Raw genomic sequence first — 17242 nt, forward strand, 5'->3', positions numbered from 1 at the left:
GAATGTCAGTTGAAATCTGGACTATTTTATTGGTTAGTCTTTCTTTCATTGGGTACCTCTACATCGGTTGGCAGTCGCGCGTTAAAGAAAGTGCAGGCTTTTTCGTGGCGGGACGTGGAGTTCCACCCATCGCCAACGGTGCAGCAACAGCAGCAGATTGGATGTCGGCGGCGTCGTTTATCTCAATGGCAGGGTTGATTTCCTTCTTGGGTTACGACGGCTCGATCTATCTGATGGGTTGGACGGGTGGCTATGTTCTGCTAGCGTTGTTGCTGGCTCCCTATTTGCGGAAGTTCGGTAAATATACGGTGCCGGACTTTGTGGGCGATCGCTATTACTCCAATGTCGCCCGTTTAGTGGCAGTTGTGGCGGCAGTTTTTGTTTCCATGACCTACGTCGCTGGACAGATGCGGGGTGTGGGAATTGTGTTCAGCCGCTTCTTGCAGGTGGATGTAAGCACTGGCGTGATCATTGGGATGGTGATTGTCGGCTTTTTCTCCGTTTTAGGGGGAATGAAGGGGATTACCTGGACTCAGGTGGCACAGTACGGCGTGTTGATTATTGCCTACTTGATTCCCGCGATCGCGATCGCCATGCTGCTTACCGGCAACCCGATCCCCCAACTGGCGTTCCCTTTTAGCGATATTGTCCCTAAATTAAACCAAATCCAGGTTGACCTCGGTTTTCAGGAATACACCAAACCGTTTGTCAACAAATCGATGCTGGATGTTTTGTTTACCACCATTGCTTTGATGGTGGGAACGGCGGGACTTCCCCATGTCATCGTGCGCTTTTACACAGTTCCTGATGTCCGTGCGGCGCGTTACTCAGCGGGTTGGGCGCTGCTATTTATCGCGATACTCTACACTAGCGCCCCCGCGCTCGCAACGTTTGCCCGTTATAACCTGATCGACAGTTTGCACAACCAGACGATTCAGGAAATTCATCAACTCGACTGGGTGAACAAGTGGGAAAACACCAAGCTGCTTACCTTTGAAGATAAGAACGGGGATGGGCGGATTCAGCTAACGCCCGATAAAGCTACTAGCGAGATCGGCATCGATCCGGATATTATCGTTCTCTCGACACCAGAAGTGGCAAAACTCGCTCCGTGGGTGATTGGCTTGGTCGCCACGGGAGGATTAGCGGCGGCGCTGTCTACAGCATCCGGGTTGCTTTTGGTAATCTCCAGTGCGGTTGCTCACGATATCTACTACCGCATCATTAATCCAGGTGCGTCAGAATCGCTGCGAGTGATGGTGGGTCGAATTATGGTCGGGTTTGCGATCGCAATTGCCGGATACTTCGGCATCAATCCCCCCGGTTTTGTGGCGCAGGTAGTGGCTTTTGCCTTTGGTTTGGCAGCAGCCAGCTTTTTCCCAGTCATCATTTTAGGTATCTTCGACAAACGGACAAATCGGGAAGGCGCGATCGCCGGGATGTTAGTCGGTCTTATCTTTACCATTTCCTACATTGCGGGTGTCAAATTTTATGGAATGTCACCCTGGTTTTTCGGCGTTTCTGCTGAGGGAATTGGCACCTTGGGCATGGCGATCAACTTTGTTGTCACCTGGGTTGTTTCGCGTCTAACTCCGCCACCGCCGCTGGAAATACAGGAAATGGTGGAAGAGTTACGCACGCCGGGTGGGGAACCAGTCGCTTCGTCAAGCCATTGATCCTCGTTTGGATTTTAGATTTGGGGGTTTGAACGACCAAACAAGCGCCGCAACATAACTTCAAAATTGGCACAAGCGGCAGATCTACAACAAAATGGTATAAATCAACACACAGGTAGGGGTGATTCATCAATCGCCCCTTTTTTGTAGCCTGGTGGAGTAATTTTTTGAGACTCGCTACGTAGATGCGATCGCTTTACAGGTCTACTAACTCTAGCTCTAAAGGTTTACCAACTTATACCCATTCATTCTACTGGCGCTACACTTACGATTTTCTTTTTGCTCCCTTGTGAAGAGGATTGGGATTTCTGATGGCTAGCATCACAAGGAAAAATTAGTATTGAAGTAAGTTCCACCATCCCGCTTTAAACAGGTAGCCCTCTAGAGCCACTACCAAGTTTCCGGTTACTTCCGATACTTCCGAGAGAAAACTCGATAACCCTTCCCATCAATACTACCCGACGGAGAGAGACTATCTTCCTCCATATTGACTAAATCGAATTGAACATTTTCTGTATAAATTGTTAAAGTAATTCTGATTACTTCTAAAAAGTTAATCACCCAAGAGCATTCTTCTTGCGAATATTCTTCATAGTATTGAATCAATTTAGCCAAACAAACTTCTAAATGAGTCCGAGTGGGAGGACAAATTAGAATAATCTTCAGCAGTAGGATTGCTAGAGTAACCGATTTTCCTTCAGAAGCTAATGAAACGAACAGAGAAGAAGGTTCGCCATTATTCTTGATCGTTAAACATTCAATTACCCGTTTACAGGTTTTAATCAGCAGAAGGCTATTGATCTCTTCTTCATCAGCCTCTTTATAGATAAATTCTAATATTTTCCACAAATTAGTTTTTAAAGTCTCTACCTGACCTTGGCTTTCAGTCGAATAAAATAAATATTTTAGTAAGCCTTGCTTAAAATGCTTGTATTTCAATTCTTTGGTTTGTTTTAAAAAAATATTTGCAATGTTTTCATAGCTAAACATTCCGCGTCTAGCGATAACTTTTTTAACTAAACGGAGTGCTTGATCGCCCAAAGCCGTAGGATTTTGGTTTTTCTTATTGTTAAATCCCCTAGACTCAGAATGAGCTGTGTACATTGCCAGATCAAACTTAAACTGGTCTTTCAACTGCTTTGATAAGCCTTTAGCAGCTTGGCGCTGTTCTTCAGAATTTTTCTTATTAACATACTGAGGCGCTAACAAATAAGATGTATAACGGCTCTTCCAATGGTCTTGCTCTCGATTTTCATATCTAGAAACAAATAGCTTAAGTTCCTCGTAATCTTGGCTATTAACGAAATCTGCAAGCCAAGCTTTTAGACATTTTACACTTGGAGATGAGATGCTATCACAGTTAGCAGAATTAGAAATTAATTGAATTAAATCTTTTAAGGCTTGGTAGTGGCGAGCCAATATCCAGTTATTGAGAAGAATATAACAAGAACGCTTTAATGTATTTTTAAATTCTTCTTCGTTTTTAGAATCAACAATTGTTTTAAGTGCTTGTAGATGTGCTGAACCAATCGCCTTGACTGGATTAATAAATAAAGTTTTAAACTCATACAGAACTAAATCTGGTGCCCATTGTTTAACAATGTCCAAAAAAAACTGACAAATTATTTCCTGAGGATCTGGAATCTTCGGCACCAGCTTGTTTGAATTAATAAGTGGTTCAGTCTGATGAGTATCTAATAAGACATCCTTGAGTGTGGATGTCTTAAGAACTCTTGAGTGCTTACTGGTTGCTTGAACTTGCATTGCGCTATCGAGAATTCTTTATTCTAAATGTAAACTTTTTCTTTAGAGGATTTGGTGATTGAAAACCTTGATAGCGTATGATAGTCGCCTCATGACTTAGTGAGGCTGGATACCGCATGAATGTGACGCCTGTCACGCAGACGTCACATTCATGCGGGTAGCAAGTTTGTACACAGCGCGATTTTTAGCATGATTGCCGCCCGTACAGGACTTCTCAGCCTACATCAAGAAGCGGGTGAATGCTGAGTAGTATGCTCTTTCATCTGATTAAGGCGCGGGGTATCATCTATGTCAAAGTATGTCAAAGGCAATGACCATAGAACTACCAATCTCTTTACCCCTAGAAACCGTACTATCTTAACAGGGTGCCCGAAAAGTATGGCAGGTAGGCATTGCTCGCCTAATTTCATGCAACGTCAAAGCAAAAAAAATCCCGACTTCCTATAGCAGCCGGAGTTCTGAAAGGCTGGCATCTTCCAACTGAAATTAGGATTGCGATAAGAGAACGCTTGAAAAATCTATTGATACAGTTATTAGTTTTTATATTTTTAAATTGATTTTTTATCTTTAAAAAAAATTAATTTGAAGGATAAGTCACGTTTATAGCAACGATTAGAAAAAGTTAATGTAAAGACGGAATGTTGAAGAAGCATTTTCGGGACTCAAAGGCAAAATTTAAGTGTTATTCAACTATAGTTTTCTCTTAAGAGAACTGTTAGAAGCTGTCGTATAGCAGTGTTGAGGTCTGAAATCGGCAGGCTGAGGAGTGAGGTCTGAGGTTTGAATGAAAACAGGAATGCTCTCCTACTCCCTCTCTATCTCTTGACCCTGACAGCGTTTGGGTTAACTGTGTTACCATCTGGAAAAATCTTCTCAATATCTCAATCACCCTATGGGCAAGGTTCTGGTGTTAAACGCCTCTTATGAACCGCTCAACATCACCAGCTGGCGGCGGGCTGCTGTCTTGTTGATCAAAGGGAAAGCAGAGCGGGTTGAACACAACGGCAAATACGTCTACTCAGAGTTTCCACTCCCGACGGTTATTCGGCTGCGCTACTATGTCCGGGTTCCTTATAAGGAAATTCCCCTGACTCGTCGAAATATCCTCCACCGCGATAGTCATTCTTGTCAATATTGCGGTTATACCGGGGACGATTTAACGCTCGATCATGTAATTCCCCGCTCTCGTGGCGGCGGCGATACCTGGGAAAACATTGTCACCGCTTGCGTGCGCTGCAATGTCAATAAAGGCAGCCGCACCCCCAAGGAAGCCAACATGATTTTGCGGCAGCCGCCTCGCAAGCCTTACAGTAGTCTGCACTTTGAAGTTGCGAAACACCTCAAAAGTGGTACGCATCAGGAGTGGAAAAAATATGTGATCGGCCTTTAGCCCCCTGCAATTAAATCAACTGCGGGGGGTTTTAAAATTTGGCTAGTCAACAGACTGGCGAGTACGGGTGGTGCCCCTAGGACTGGGGGCTGAGGAACATTGCACTCTTCCTTAACCCCTCATTGCCAATCGGTAGCCATGAAAGAGCAAGAGCGCAACTGTAAAAGGTCAAGACTGGAAAACGCGACCGCAGGGGGAGTGTCGTTTGCCAGTTTTTTTGTCAAGATCTATGAATAGGTAGCTCTATATCAAGACAAGCGTAATCACGGCGTCTCTGGAAACCTGTTTTCGCAGTAAAGAGGCGAGCTTTCGCGGCATTTACAAGGGTTTCTGTACTGCGCTTTTTTTGCCCTTTGGGCGATTGACTGAATCTGTCAAATACTTGGCAGGAAGCGTGAGGAGAGAGACTGTTGCAGCAACTGGAATACTAATTTTATAGCTTTGCACACCTGCATTATCCATAATATGCGATCTAATTTGCTCAAGCCTCTCAATGGTTCTCCAATCGCCGCCGAGTCAAAGCCTATAGACACCAAGCCAGATTCGGAATCTGTGGTTGAAATTCAACTAACAGAGGCGGCTCCCACACAGACAGTGAATGGATCTGGTAATTATTCAGCTAGAGGGTCTAGCGAACCCCCACTGGAAAGAATCGTGGAATCGCTACGACAGACTTTAGAGCGTCACCGGGGCGATCGCCATCTGGTAATTTTGCAAGATTTTCCCGACCCGGATGCCCTTTCGGGTGCTTGGGCGTATCAACTGATTGCCAAGCAGTACAACATCCAATGCGAAATTGTGTACGCTGGCACTCTCAGCCACCAAGAAAATATTGCTCTGGTTAAACTTACAGGCTTACCCGCAAAACGCTTGGGCGTCCAGTGCCTGAAGGAAAAGGAGAAGGACTTGTCGGTGTATCAGGGCTGTGTTCTGATTGATAACCAGGGCACTACCTGTCAATTGCTGCCTTGGGTACAAAAGGCAGGAATCCCGATTACGGTGGTGATTGACCATCACAGTATACAGACGGAACTTCATGCTGAATTTACGGATATTCGCCCTTCTACACGAGCCACGGCGACGATTTTAACCCAGTACCTCCAAGGAGGGTTGCTCAAGCTGGATAGCGGTATTGGCGAACACGTAAAATGTGCGACAGCACTGATGCATGGTCTGAGGTCAGACACGAACCGGCTGATGCAAGCTCAGGAAGAGGATTTTCTAGCTGCGGGGTATCTCAGCCGTTTTTATGACGCCCAGCTGCTGAATGCAGTCTTGCAGGCGTATCGCTCAAAACGGGTGATGGATGTAATCGAGCGATCGCTAACCAACCGCACTGTCCAAAATAACTTCTCTATCGCCGGTGTTGGTTATCTTCGCTATGAAGACCGGGATGCCATCCCCCAAGCGGCAGACTTTCTCGTGACAGAAGAAAACGTCCACACGGCTGTCGTCTACGGAATCGTCCACGACGAAGACGAAGAACTGGAAGTCGTAATTGGCTCCCTGAGAACCAGCAAGCTGACTCTCGACCCCGACGAGTTTATCAAAGAAGCCTTTGGGCAAGACAATCAAGGACGCTTTTTTGGCGGCGGACGACTTTCCGCGGGTGGCTTTGAAATTCCGATGGGGTTCTTGGGCGGCTTCAATGAAAATTCTGAGTATGCCAAGATGAAATGGGAAGTTTTTGACACCCAAATCAAGCAAAAGCTGCTTCGGTTGGTCAACCCAAAAGACCATCTGCTTCATGGGGAGTAGAAGCGAGTGGAAGAATGGAAATTGCGACTCTTCCATTCTTCCATCAGCAATTAACCTATGAAACTTTATTTGATCCGCCACGGAATCGCCGCCGAGCCATCTGAGGACGTCAAAGATGAAGCGCGATCGCTGACCCATGAGGGACGCAAGAAAACCGCTAAAGTAGCAAAACGACTGGATGAAATCGGTGTGCGCTTCGACCTGATCCTCACCAGTCCCTTAGTGAGGGCACACCAAACCGCCAAAATTCTCGTCGCCGCCGGTTTGTGTCCCCATCTAGAAGAATCAATCGACCTAGCTCCTGGGGGTGACATCCAAGCTTGGCTGAGATGGTTAGAGGAATGGCGGCGAGCGGGTGGATCTCAATTAGCCGTGGTGGGTCATCAACCTAACTTGGGAAATTGGGCAGAAATTTTGGTGTGGGGCGATACCCAAGAAGCGCTAATTTTGAAAAAAGCAGGCATGATTGGATTAAGCCTTCCAGAAACCCAGTCTGCCGTGGGTCATAGCCAGATGTTTTTGCTTTCCTCACCCAAGTGGCTGTTGTAATCCCCGTTTAGAAATTCTGGTAAAACTAGCGACTACAAAAACGGTTTCTGGTAAGGTAACTTGAGTATGTTCCCCTCACCCAATCCGTAGCAACATGACTGTCTGCGAGTATAAACCAGGTTTAGAAGGCATTCCCGCTGCCCAATCCAGTATCAGCTATGTCGATGGAAAACAGGGAATACTAGAATATCGCGGCATTCGCATCGAAGACCTCGCAGAAAAGAGTACCTTCCTAGAAACGTCGTATTTATTAATTTGGGGTACGCTCCCCACGAAGGAAGAACTTGAAGCCTTTGAAAGTGAAATTCGCTATCATCGGCGGATAAAATATCGCATCCGGGACATGATGAAGTGTTTTCCGGAAACCGGGCATCCAATGGATGCGCTGCAAGCTTCTGCCGCTGCTTTGGGTTTGTTTTACTCCCGTCGCGCTTTAGATAACCCTGCTTACATTCGGGAAGCGGTGGTGCGCCTCCTAGCAAAAATTCCCACAATGGTGGCAGCGTTCCAACTGATGCGGAAAGGCAACGACCCCGTGCGCCCTCGCGATGACTTGGACTATTCTGCCAACTTCTTGTATATGCTGAACGAGCGGGAACCCGACCCCCTCGCGGCGCGGATTTTCGATGTCTGCTTGACGCTTCATGCAGAACATACGATGAACGCTTCTACCTTCTCGGCACGGGTGACGGCTTCAACCCTGACCGACCCCTACGCAGTCGTTGCCTCAGCGGTGGGAACTTTGGCAGGGCCATTGCATGGAGGGGCGAATGAAGAAGTCATCACCATGTTAGAAGAAATTGGCTCAGTGGCAAATGTTACTGCGTGGCTAGAGGATGCCTTACAGCGCAAAGCGAAAATTATGGGCTTCGGTCATCGCGTCTACAAAGTGAAAGACCCGCGAGCGACAATTCTCCAAAACTTGGCAGAACAACTGTTTGAGAAATTTGGTCACGATAAGTATTACGACATTGCTGTGGAGTTGGAAAGGGTACTTGAGGAAAAATTAGGCGAAAAAGGAATTTATCCAAACGTGGATTTCTATTCGGGTCTGGTTTACCGAAAGATGGGCATTCCTACAGATTTGTTTACACCCGTGTTTGCGATCGCTCGTGTTGCTGGTTGGCTGGCTCACTGGAAGGAACAGTTAGGAGAAAACCGCATCTATCGTCCGACTCAAATTTATAAAGGTTCTCGCGAAGCTGGCTACATTTCTATAGAACAACGATAGTCATCTAGAACCCGAAAAAACGCGATCGCTTCCGACAAAAATTGTATAGAGAAGCGATCGCGCTTTTTTTGTGGCGGAGACGGGAGGAGCGATCGCTGGTTCCGAAAATCGGGGTAGATGGGGAAGCTTACTGTTAATTGGTTGACCTTCGTAGGGATTAGTTGCCTCAGTTGACCAACAGATGCAAGAGCCGGATTCAACAGATACCCATCGCTCAATTAGAGGAGTTGGGTGAGGCGCTGTTGGATTTTACGGCACCGACGGATTTAGCCGTCTGGTTCGAGCAGTATCAGTGATAATTACACAGGCGATCGCACTTCCACACGCCAAAACACGCGATCGCGCCTTCCTTCTTCCTGACCACAGAAAACTTTAACTTAAGGATAAGTAGAATTTCTTATTTGCTGCGCTGGGCTGGATGCGCTCCAACGATATACTAGGCTGTGTAGCTGAAAAAAATCTTCACAAAAGAACAGATAGATTGATTCGATACATCTTGTCTCGAATTGTCCTAGTAATTACTTCGTTCGGGAAACATGAACCCAGGTATTGACCTACAAGGAACTTTTATCCAATCCCTCAGGGATCTGGGCATCCCAGCAGGTGCCGCCAAAGCCATTTGGATGCCGCTGCCGATGTTTCTGATGATTATTGGTGCTACCGTAGGGGTGCTAGTGGTCGTCTGGCTGGAGCGGAAGATTTCTGCTGCGGCTCAGCAGCGAATTGGGCCAGAATTCGCAGGACCACTGGGTGTTTTGCAGCCGGTCGCCGATGGTCTAAAGCTGGTTTTCAAAGAAGATATTGTCCCAGCCAAGACCGACCGCTTGCTATTCACGCTAGGCCCAATCATCGTCGTCATCCCAGTGTTTTTGTCCTTCCTGATTGTGCCGTTTGGGCAAAACCTGGTAATCTCTAACGTCGGAATGGGCGTCTTTTTGTGGATTGCCCTCTCCAGCATTCAGCCGATTGGCTTGCTGATGTCCGGCTATTCTTCAAACAACAAGTATTCCCTACTAGGGGGTTTAAGGGCGGCAGCGCAGTCGATTAGTTACGAAATTCCCCTAGCGCTTTCCGTACTTGCGATCGCGATGATGTCCAACAGTCTTAGCACCATCGACATCGTAGAACAGCAATCTGGCTACGGCGTCCTCAGCTGGAACGTCTGGCGGCAACCCGTAGGTTTCCTCATCTTTTGGATCGCCGCGTTGGCAGAGTGCGAAAGACTCCCTTTTGACCTGCCAGAAGCAGAAGAAGAACTGGTTGCCGGTTATCAGACCGAATACGCCGGGATGAAATTCGGTCTATTTTATATCGGCTCTTACGTCAACCTCGTCCTCTCTGCCCTGCTAGTTGCAATCTTGTATCTAGGCGGATGGGAATTTCCGATTCCCCTTTCAATGTTAGGCGGCTGGCTAGGAGTTAATGAAACCAGTCCCTGGTTGCAGGTGATTGATGCATCACTGGGGATCACCATGACCCTCCTAAAAGCCTACTTCCTCGTTTTCATAGCGATTCTGCTGCGCTGGACTGTACCACGGGTTCGCATTGACCAACTGCTCGATCTAGGGTGGAAGTTTCTGCTCCCAGTGTCTTTAGTCAACCTGCTACTGACCGCAGCCCTAAAATTAGCATTTCCCGTTGCTTTTGGCGGGTAATTGGTAATCGGTAATCGGTAATAAGTCGTGGGAAAAATTACCTTTTTCTACAATCACCAATAACCGATTCTCTAATCAGAGAGAGACACAGAACAATGCTTAAGTTCCTCAAACAAGTTGGCGATTACGCCAAAGAAACCGTCCAAGCGGCTCGATATATTGGTCAAGGGTTGTCTGTAACCTTCGACCATATGCGGCGGCGTCCGATTACCGTGCAGTACCCCTACGAAAAACTCATTCCTTCCGAGCGTTTCCGGGGTCGAATTCACTTTGAATTTGATAAGTGCATTTCCTGCGAAGTCTGCGTGCGGGTTTGTCCCATCAACCTGCCAGTAGTGGATTGGGAGTTTGACAAAGCAAGCAAAAAGAAACTCCTCAAGCACTACAGCATCGACTTCGGAGTTTGTATCTTTTGCGGCAACTGCGTGGAATACTGCCCAACCAATTGCCTATCAATGACCGAAGAGTACGAGCTTAGCACCTACGACCGTCACGAATTGAATTTTGACAACGTGGCACTGGGTCGTTTACCGTACAAAGTCACGCAAGACCCAATGGTGACGCCGCTGCGCGAACTTGTCTACCTGCCCAAGGGCGTCATGGACCCGCACGACCTGCCAGAAGGTTCCCGTCGCCCCGGTCAGCTTCCAGCGGAAATTCTGGAACAAACGGAAAAATAAAAGTGATTTGTCATTTGTCATTAGTCACTTGTAAAAAACTAATGATGAATGACGAATGACAAATAAACGATTGACTACTGACAAAGGACAAAAATGAATCTAGCTGAAGGCGTTCAGATTGTTTCGTTTGGCCTGCTGTCGCTAATGATGATTGGCTCAGCTTTAGGAGTGGTGCTGTTTACTAATATTGTCTACTCAGCCTTCTTACTGGGTGGAGTTTTTGTTAGCATCGCTGGGCTGTATCTTCTTCTCAATGCAGACTTTGTAGCGGCGGCGCAGGTTCTCATTTATGTTGGAGCGATTAACGTCCTGATTTTGTTTGCCATCATGCTGGTAAACAAGCGGGAAGATTTTGCACCCATTCGCAATCGCTGGATTCGCCAAGCATCAACGGCTTTGGTCTGTATCGGCTTGTTTGGGCTTCTGGGTACGATGGTGATCAGAACTCCCTGGACTTTAGCGGTCTTGACCACTCCCATTGAAAGTAGCATTGTGCAGATTGGTCTGCATTTCTTCAGTGACTTTTTGCTACCCTTTGAGTTGGCATCTGTGTTGTTGTTGATGGCAATGGTGGGCGCAATTGTTCTGGCACGTCGTGAGTATATTCCAGAAGAAATTTCACCTCAGCTAACTCAACCAACCTCGTTAACGTTGCCGGAACGTCCTCGCGAACTTTTGACGGTCGGCTCCGAAAGCGGTAAACTCCCCGCAGATACCAACACCTAGAAACCAAGAAAACTCATGCACCTAGAACTTCAGTATTTTCTACTGCTAGCCGCTGCCCTCTTCTGCATCGGTATCTATGGCTTGATTACCAGCCGTAATGCTGTTCGCGTGCTGATGTCGATTGAATTGCTGCTGAATTCTGTAAACCTGAATTTAATGGCTTTTTCTAATTTCCTCGATCCTCAAGAAATTAAAGGTCAGGTTTTTTCCGTCTTTGTGATTACTGTTGCAGCCGCTGAAGCCGCTGTGGGTTTGGCGATTGTGCTTTCGATCTATCGCAACCGCGAGACGGTGGACATGGAGCAGTTTAATCTGTTGAAGTGGTAATGGTTAATGGGTAATGGGTAATGAGTGTTTTGAGTTGAAGAAAGCTCTTGAATTCAAAATTTAGACGCGATAATGGCGTCTCTAGAACTGAAAAGTTTTTACCTATACCAATTACCCATTATTCCTTACTCGCAACGTCAGAAAAATCAGTGATTAATATTTAGGGATATAAATGTAGATTGATGAATCTACAATACAAGCGTTTTAATATTTATATTTATCTTCAGATTTATCTCCAGTAACGTTGAACCCTTATTTTTAGTTTTGCCTGATAAATTTGAGTAGTTAAATCGTGGACAAGGTTGAGAGTCAAACATTTCAGGTATCCAGCCCACATCTATCCTTAGTATTAGTTGTCTGAAATACATTGTTATAGAATGACAGAGGGCTGGAGAAAATAGGCATTATCAAATAAAAGCGATCGCGTCTTTGCAAGGAAGAGGAAAATAGCTATGGGGATGACTCTCACCGAAAAAATCTTGGCTCGTGCCTCTGGTCGGGCTATTGTCGAACCGGCGGAGAATATTTGGGTTAACGTTGATTTGTTAATGACCCATGACGTTTGTGGCCCCGGTACAATCGGGGTATTCAAGCGCGAATTTGGCGCAGATGCCAAAGTCTGGGACAAAGAAAAGATTGTTTTGATTCCAGACCATTACATTTTTACTGCCGACGAACGCGCTAACCGCAACGTTGATATTCTGCGCGACTTTGCCAAAGAGCAAGACATTAAATATTTCTACGACATCACCGACCGAGCCGACTTTAAAGCCAATCCAGATTACAAAGGTGTTTGTCACATTGCCCTAGCACAAGAAGGTCACACCCGTCCTGGGGAAGTGCTGTTTGGTACCGATTCCCATACCTGTAACGCGGGCGCTTTTGGTCAGTTCGCCACCGGCATTGGCAACACGGACGCTGGTTTCATTATGGGCACCGGCAAGCTGCTGATCAAAGTCCCGGCGACGATGCGCTTTGTCTTTGAGGGCGAGATGCCGAATTACCTGTTGGCGAAAGACCTGATCTTGCAAATCATTGGAGATATTGGGGTTGCTGGAGCCACGTATCGGGCGCTGGAATTTGCCGGTACTACCATTAACGGTCTGTCGATGGAAGACCGGATGACGCTGTGTAATATGGCGATTGAGGCGGGTGGCAAAAATGGCACGGTCGCCCCGGATGAAACGACGTTTGAGTACGTCCGCGCCCGGACTGATAAGCTTTTCGAGCCAGTTTATACGGATGCTGATGCTCGTTTCTACTCGGATCGGCATTATGATGTCTCTAAGTTAGAGCCGGTCGTCGCAAAGCCCCATTCTCCAGATAATCGTGCTTTGGCGCGGGAATGCCGGGATGTCAAGATTGACCGAGTTTATATCGGTTCCTGCACTGGCGGCAAAACCTCAGATTTTATGTACGCTGCCCGCATTCTTAAGGGACAGCAGGTGAAAGTTCCTACTTATTTAGTACCGGCAACGCAGAAAGTCTACGAAGACTTATTCACCCAGAAGTACGAAGGGCAAACTTTGTCTGAGATTTTCTTGGCGGCTGGTTGCATTGAGCCTGCGGCACCTTCCTGCGCGGCTTGTTTGGGTGGTCCCAAGGATACTTTCGGTCGCGTGAACGAGCCGGAAATTTGCGTTTCTACGACTAACCGCAATTTCCCCGGACGGATGGGGAATAAAGAGGCCGGGATTTATCTGGCGTCGCCTTATACGGCTGCGGCTTCGGCGTTGACTGGATATGTAACGGACCCCCGCGATTTTATGTAGAGCCGTAGGAGAGGGGAATTCGGAACCTCACCCCCAACCCCTCTCCGTTCACGGAGAGGGGCAATATTGAGTGGCTCGACATTCGTGGAGAGGGGCAATATTGAATGGCTCGACCTTTGTAGGAGGGGCAGGGGTGGGGCTATGTACTCCATCCCATAGAGAATTGCTAGAGTGCTAGAGGCTTCAACCCAGGCTGTTAATCAGGTCAATATAATTGATCCAACCTTGAAAGATGTCTTGAATAGTCCCGCTATTTTCCTCAACAAACTGGCTACCTTCTTCTGAAAAAGGCGATGATGCGATCGCATTATCCAATTCGCCTAAAAGATCCGTCAAGACACTTCCTCCGACGCAAGTAGCGGCTGCTTCATCGGCAAGTTCTTCCCATAACGGGGACTCAGCAGAGATATTCGCTTGCGTGTTAATGGTGCTTTCGTTCATAAAAAACCTCTGGGCATCAAAATTATCTGATATCAACTCCATACTAATTGGTTGTCGCGATCGCTCTTTTGAGACTCGCACGCTGAAAGCGATCGCGCCAACACACTCGCTATACTCGTAGTCTACGGAATTCAGTAGGTACGAGGATTATGGTGGATTGGTTAGTGGTCTGGGGAGTTCATACTGTTGCGGGATTTGTGTTTACAGAGGTTCTGGCTCCTTTAGCCAAAGGAGCTTTAGACGATTACGTTAAAGATTTTTTCAAGGACAGCATCAAGGATTTTACGGGATTATTCCAGAAAGATACCCTGCAAAAGGCAGCGGGTAAAGCTCTGAAGGAATTTTTGCAATTGGTGCAGCAGGAATTAGAAGATGCTGAACTTTCTGAAGAACAACTGAAAGCTTACATCACACCATTTAATCAATTTATTAATAATAAATCTGTTAAAGAGATACTAGGAAGTGGTTTTCAATATGACTGTCAAGCAATAAGTACTAAGAAATTATCTGAAACTTGGTATCAGCTAGACTTGATATCTTTGCCACAGGAATTTGATTGGGAACAAGTTGGCAAGCGTTATCTTAAAAAAGTTAAAGCCATTATCCGCGAATCAGACGAGTTACGCACTATACTTGACTCTCAAAATCTGGAAGCTATTCAGCAAAATACTAAAGAATTGGCTGGAATTCCTACTGAATTTGACTTGAAGCGGTATCAGCAAGGACTGCAAGAGCGATACAGCAATCTTAATTTAGATAGTTTAGATACGAGTATTTACGACTATCGAGAAAAACTCAAGGTATGGCAAGTTTTCATAGCACAAGATGTGCGGGAGTGCCAGGAATATTTACCCCAAGTTTACGAGATTCCTAAAGAGTATCAAAAACGACTGAGAGAGAGTAACCAACTCGAAGCTGATGTTAACCCGGAGGAGTGGGAACGATATAAACAGGTTTATTATCAACAGCCAATTCGCTCAGTTCTGGATATTGTTAATGACTTTCAAACTTATCCCTATGTTGTAATTTTGGGCGATCCGGGTTCGGGGAAGTCCACCTTGTTGCAATACATCGCTTTGAATTGGGCAAGAACGCCTCTCAATAGTGTTATTGAACAGCCAATTCCGTTGCTGATTGAATTGCGGACTTATATTCGCAATCGCGACTCTGGACAATGCAAAGATTTTCTCGAATTCTTCTACAAAGGCAGTGTTATTTGTCGTCTAAATCAGCATGAACTGCACGAACGGCTAAAAGCTGGCAAGGTTTTAGTAATGTTTGATGGGTTGGATGAGGTGTTCGATCCGGTGCAACGAGAGGAGGTTATTACTGATATCCATCGCTTCACGAATGACTATCCAAATGTGCGGGTAATTGTGACTTCTCGCATTATTGGCTACAAACCGCAACGGTTGCGAGATGCTGAGTTTTGTCACTTCATGATGCAAGATTTAGAGTCAGACAAAATTGAGAATTTTATCAAACGATGGCATGAATTAACGTTCAGCGATGAGGCTGATAAAGTTAGAAAGCGAGAGCGACTGCAAAGGGCAATTGAGACTTCTTCAGCAATTGGAGAGCTGGCGGGCAATCCTCTGTTACTGACGATGATGGCGATTTTAAACCGCAATCAAGAATTGCCAAGAGATAGACCAGAACTCTACAACCAAGCCTCGCGGTTGCTGCTGCATCAATGGGATGTGGAGCAGAAACTGCTAGAAAATCCGAGGGTAGATTCGGTAACGATTGACTATAAAGACAAGCAGGCAATCTTACGTCAGGTTGCCTACTTTATGCAAGCATCTGATAACGGTTTAGCTGGTAATCTAATTAGCGGGGATGATTTAGAAAAGATTCTAACTAGCTTTTTGAAAAGCACAGAAGTCAATCAGCCAAGAACTGTTGCCAGATTGCTGATTGAACAACTGCGGAGTCGCAATTTTATTTTGTGTTTCCTGGGTGCTGATTCCTATGCGTTTGTGCATAGGACATTTTTAGAATACTTCTGTGCTTGTGAGTTTGTTGAGCGGTTTGGGAAACGGGGGATTGGAGGGGGTTTGACGCTTGAAGAACTCAAAACAGAAGTTTTTGGCAAGCACTGGCAGGATGAGTCTTGGCATGAAGTGCTGCGGCTGATTGCGGGGATGATTGATACGAGCTTTGCCGGTGAAATTATTGACTATCTGATGGCTCAAAATGGCGAAGCGCAAAAATTTATAAATCTATTTCTGGCAGCTAAGTGTTTTTCAGATGTGAGAAATAGAGCTTTAATTGTAATAACTTCTACGAATTTACTCAATCACTTGAAAGGCTTAGCAAAATACGGAGATAAAGAACGAGCCTCAAGTCAAGAGGAGTACAAGCTGAATGAAGAAAAGTACAAACTAATCAAGAGAATTCGCACCCAGGCTGTCGCAGAGATTGCAACAGTTTGGAAAGATGACCCTAATACATTATTGTGGCTCAAAACTTGTGTCCAATCGGATAAAACTGGGTATGAGCGGCAGGCAGCATTGGAGGAAATAGCTAAAGGTTGGAAAAACGACCCTGATACTTTACCTATTCTTAAAACCTATGCTCAAGCATCTGACGACTGGGGTGTACAAGTTGTAGCAGTACAAGAGTTAGCAAAGAATTGGAAAAACGACCCTGATACCTTACCTATTCTTAAAACTTGTGTTCAAGCAGCTGGCAGTTGGAGTGTTAGACGAATAGCAGTCCAAGAGTTAGCAAAGGGTTGGAAGGATACGCCTGGTGTGTTTGAATTTTTGTGCGATCGCGCTGTCAATGACCCCTTTGAGCGCGACCATCCCTCAAATCGTAACCCTCGGCAATACGCACTTGAGGGAATCATTGAGCAATATCCCAGCCATCCCCAAACTATACTACTGTTGCGCGATCGCTCTCTCAATGACCCAGACCAGAAAGTGCGCGAGTTCGCTACAGAGAAACTAAAGAATTGGAGTAAAGGTTGCGAGTAGAGTAGCGTTGAGGATGCGATCGCTATCTGATTGACAAATCTTTCCCTGTAGATTGGGTTTCGAGAGTTTTGGAGAGTCTTGCAAGTTTTGCTTCTTGAATTTTGTCTGTCAACCAGCGGCTAACCAGAAAGCTTTAGCTTACTTTAGCTTTAAGCCGGAAATAAATTTCCCGGCTTTTTACGTGCTGCGATCGCTTCACAGGCACTTCACAGAAGCTTTACGATCGGGCGAGAATAACCGATTTATTTAAAGGATTGATAAAGATAGCTCTGATTTTATAGCACTTCTCCTT

Annotated in this window: 15 protein-coding genes; 13 read left to right on the forward strand and 2 right to left on the reverse strand. The window is 46.0% G+C overall.

Translation table 11 applies throughout. From position 1 onward, the window contains the following. Positions 1-2 precede the first annotated feature (2 nt). Positions 3-1676 (forward strand): sodium:solute symporter family protein, encoded by a 1674-nt coding sequence (locus NDA06_RS05100; protein WP_190533006.1) that lies wholly within the window; start codon positions 3-5, stop codon positions 1674-1676. A 405-nt stretch (positions 1677-2081) separates the two neighbouring features. On the opposite strand, the gene NDA06_RS05105 is transcribed toward NDA06_RS05100, so the two are convergent. After that, a complete protein-coding gene (locus NDA06_RS05105; RefSeq protein WP_190413487.1) occupies positions 2082-3440 on the reverse strand; it encodes a hypothetical protein in 1359 nt (452 codons plus the stop codon). Between the two features lie 892 nt (positions 3441-4332). On the opposite strand from NDA06_RS05105, the gene NDA06_RS05110 reads away from it, so the two are divergent. The 10 genes from NDA06_RS05110 to NDA06_RS05155 all read left to right on the forward strand — a co-directional run bounded on the left by NDA06_RS05110 (position 4333) and on the right by NDA06_RS05155 (position 13528). Next, the gene (locus NDA06_RS05110) at positions 4333-4830 is read left to right on the forward strand and encodes an HNH endonuclease (protein ID WP_190413489.1); all 498 of its coding nucleotides are present in this window, start codon (positions 4333-4335) and stop codon (positions 4828-4830) included. A 465-nt stretch (positions 4831-5295) separates the two neighbouring features. Next, the gene (locus NDA06_RS05115; protein ID WP_190413491.1) at positions 5296-6588 is read left to right on the forward strand and encodes a bifunctional oligoribonuclease/PAP phosphatase NrnA; all 1293 of its coding nucleotides are present in this window, start codon (positions 5296-5298) and stop codon (positions 6586-6588) included. A gap of 57 nt (positions 6589-6645) precedes the next feature. Further along, on the forward strand, positions 6646-7137 hold the full coding sequence (sixA, locus tag NDA06_RS05120) for a phosphohistidine phosphatase SixA (RefSeq protein WP_190984560.1): 492 nt from the start codon (positions 6646-6648) through the stop codon (positions 7135-7137). A gap of 94 nt (positions 7138-7231) precedes the next feature. Continuing rightward, positions 7232-8368 (forward strand): citrate synthase, encoded by a 1137-nt coding sequence (locus NDA06_RS05125; protein ID WP_190413495.1) that lies wholly within the window; start codon positions 7232-7234, stop codon positions 8366-8368. Positions 8369-8538: 170 nt separating this feature from the next. After that, the gene (locus tag NDA06_RS05130) at positions 8539-8664 is read left to right on the forward strand and encodes a DUF4351 domain-containing protein (protein ID WP_199292304.1); all 126 of its coding nucleotides are present in this window, start codon (positions 8539-8541) and stop codon (positions 8662-8664) included. Between the two features lie 240 nt (positions 8665-8904). Further along, a complete protein-coding gene (nuoH, locus tag NDA06_RS05135; RefSeq protein ID WP_190430307.1) occupies positions 8905-10023 on the forward strand; it encodes an NADH-quinone oxidoreductase subunit NuoH in 1119 nt (372 codons plus the stop codon). Between the two features lie 95 nt (positions 10024-10118). Continuing rightward, complete coding sequence (gene ndhI, locus NDA06_RS05140; RefSeq protein WP_190435723.1) at positions 10119-10703, forward strand: NAD(P)H-quinone oxidoreductase subunit I; 585 nt, start codon at positions 10119-10121, stop codon at positions 10701-10703. Positions 10704-10796: 93 nt separating this feature from the next. Continuing rightward, complete coding sequence (locus NDA06_RS05145; protein ID WP_190413503.1) at positions 10797-11429, forward strand: NADH-quinone oxidoreductase subunit J; 633 nt, start codon at positions 10797-10799, stop codon at positions 11427-11429. A gap of 15 nt (positions 11430-11444) precedes the next feature. Then, positions 11445-11756 (forward strand): NADH-quinone oxidoreductase subunit NuoK, encoded by a 312-nt coding sequence (gene nuoK, locus NDA06_RS05150; RefSeq protein ID WP_190413505.1) that lies wholly within the window; start codon positions 11445-11447, stop codon positions 11754-11756. Positions 11757-12208: 452 nt separating this feature from the next. Then, the gene (locus NDA06_RS05155) at positions 12209-13528 is read left to right on the forward strand and encodes a 3-isopropylmalate dehydratase large subunit (RefSeq protein ID WP_190435726.1); all 1320 of its coding nucleotides are present in this window, start codon (positions 12209-12211) and stop codon (positions 13526-13528) included. A 183-nt stretch (positions 13529-13711) separates the two neighbouring features. On the opposite strand, the gene NDA06_RS05160 is transcribed toward NDA06_RS05155, so the two are convergent. Continuing rightward, a complete protein-coding gene (locus NDA06_RS05160) occupies positions 13712-13969 on the reverse strand; it encodes a hypothetical protein (protein ID WP_190984561.1) in 258 nt (85 codons plus the stop codon). A 149-nt stretch (positions 13970-14118) separates the two neighbouring features. Between NDA06_RS05160 and NDA06_RS05165 the strand changes: the two genes are divergently transcribed. After that, entirely contained in the window at positions 14119-16950 is a 2832-nt protein-coding gene (locus tag NDA06_RS05165; protein ID WP_190984562.1) for an NACHT domain-containing protein, read from the forward strand. Positions 16951-17044: 94 nt separating this feature from the next. Next, positions 17045-17200 carry a hypothetical protein gene (locus NDA06_RS05170; protein WP_206755330.1) on the forward strand — a complete coding sequence of 52 codons (156 nt, stop codon included), beginning with the start codon at positions 17045-17047 and terminating at the stop codon, positions 17198-17200. Positions 17201-17242 lie beyond the last annotated feature (42 nt).

Source organism: Trichocoleus sp. ST-U1 (assembly GCF_039961835.1).
Taxonomy (GTDB): Bacteria; Cyanobacteriota; Cyanobacteriia; order Cyanobacteriales; family FACHB-T130; genus FACHB-T130.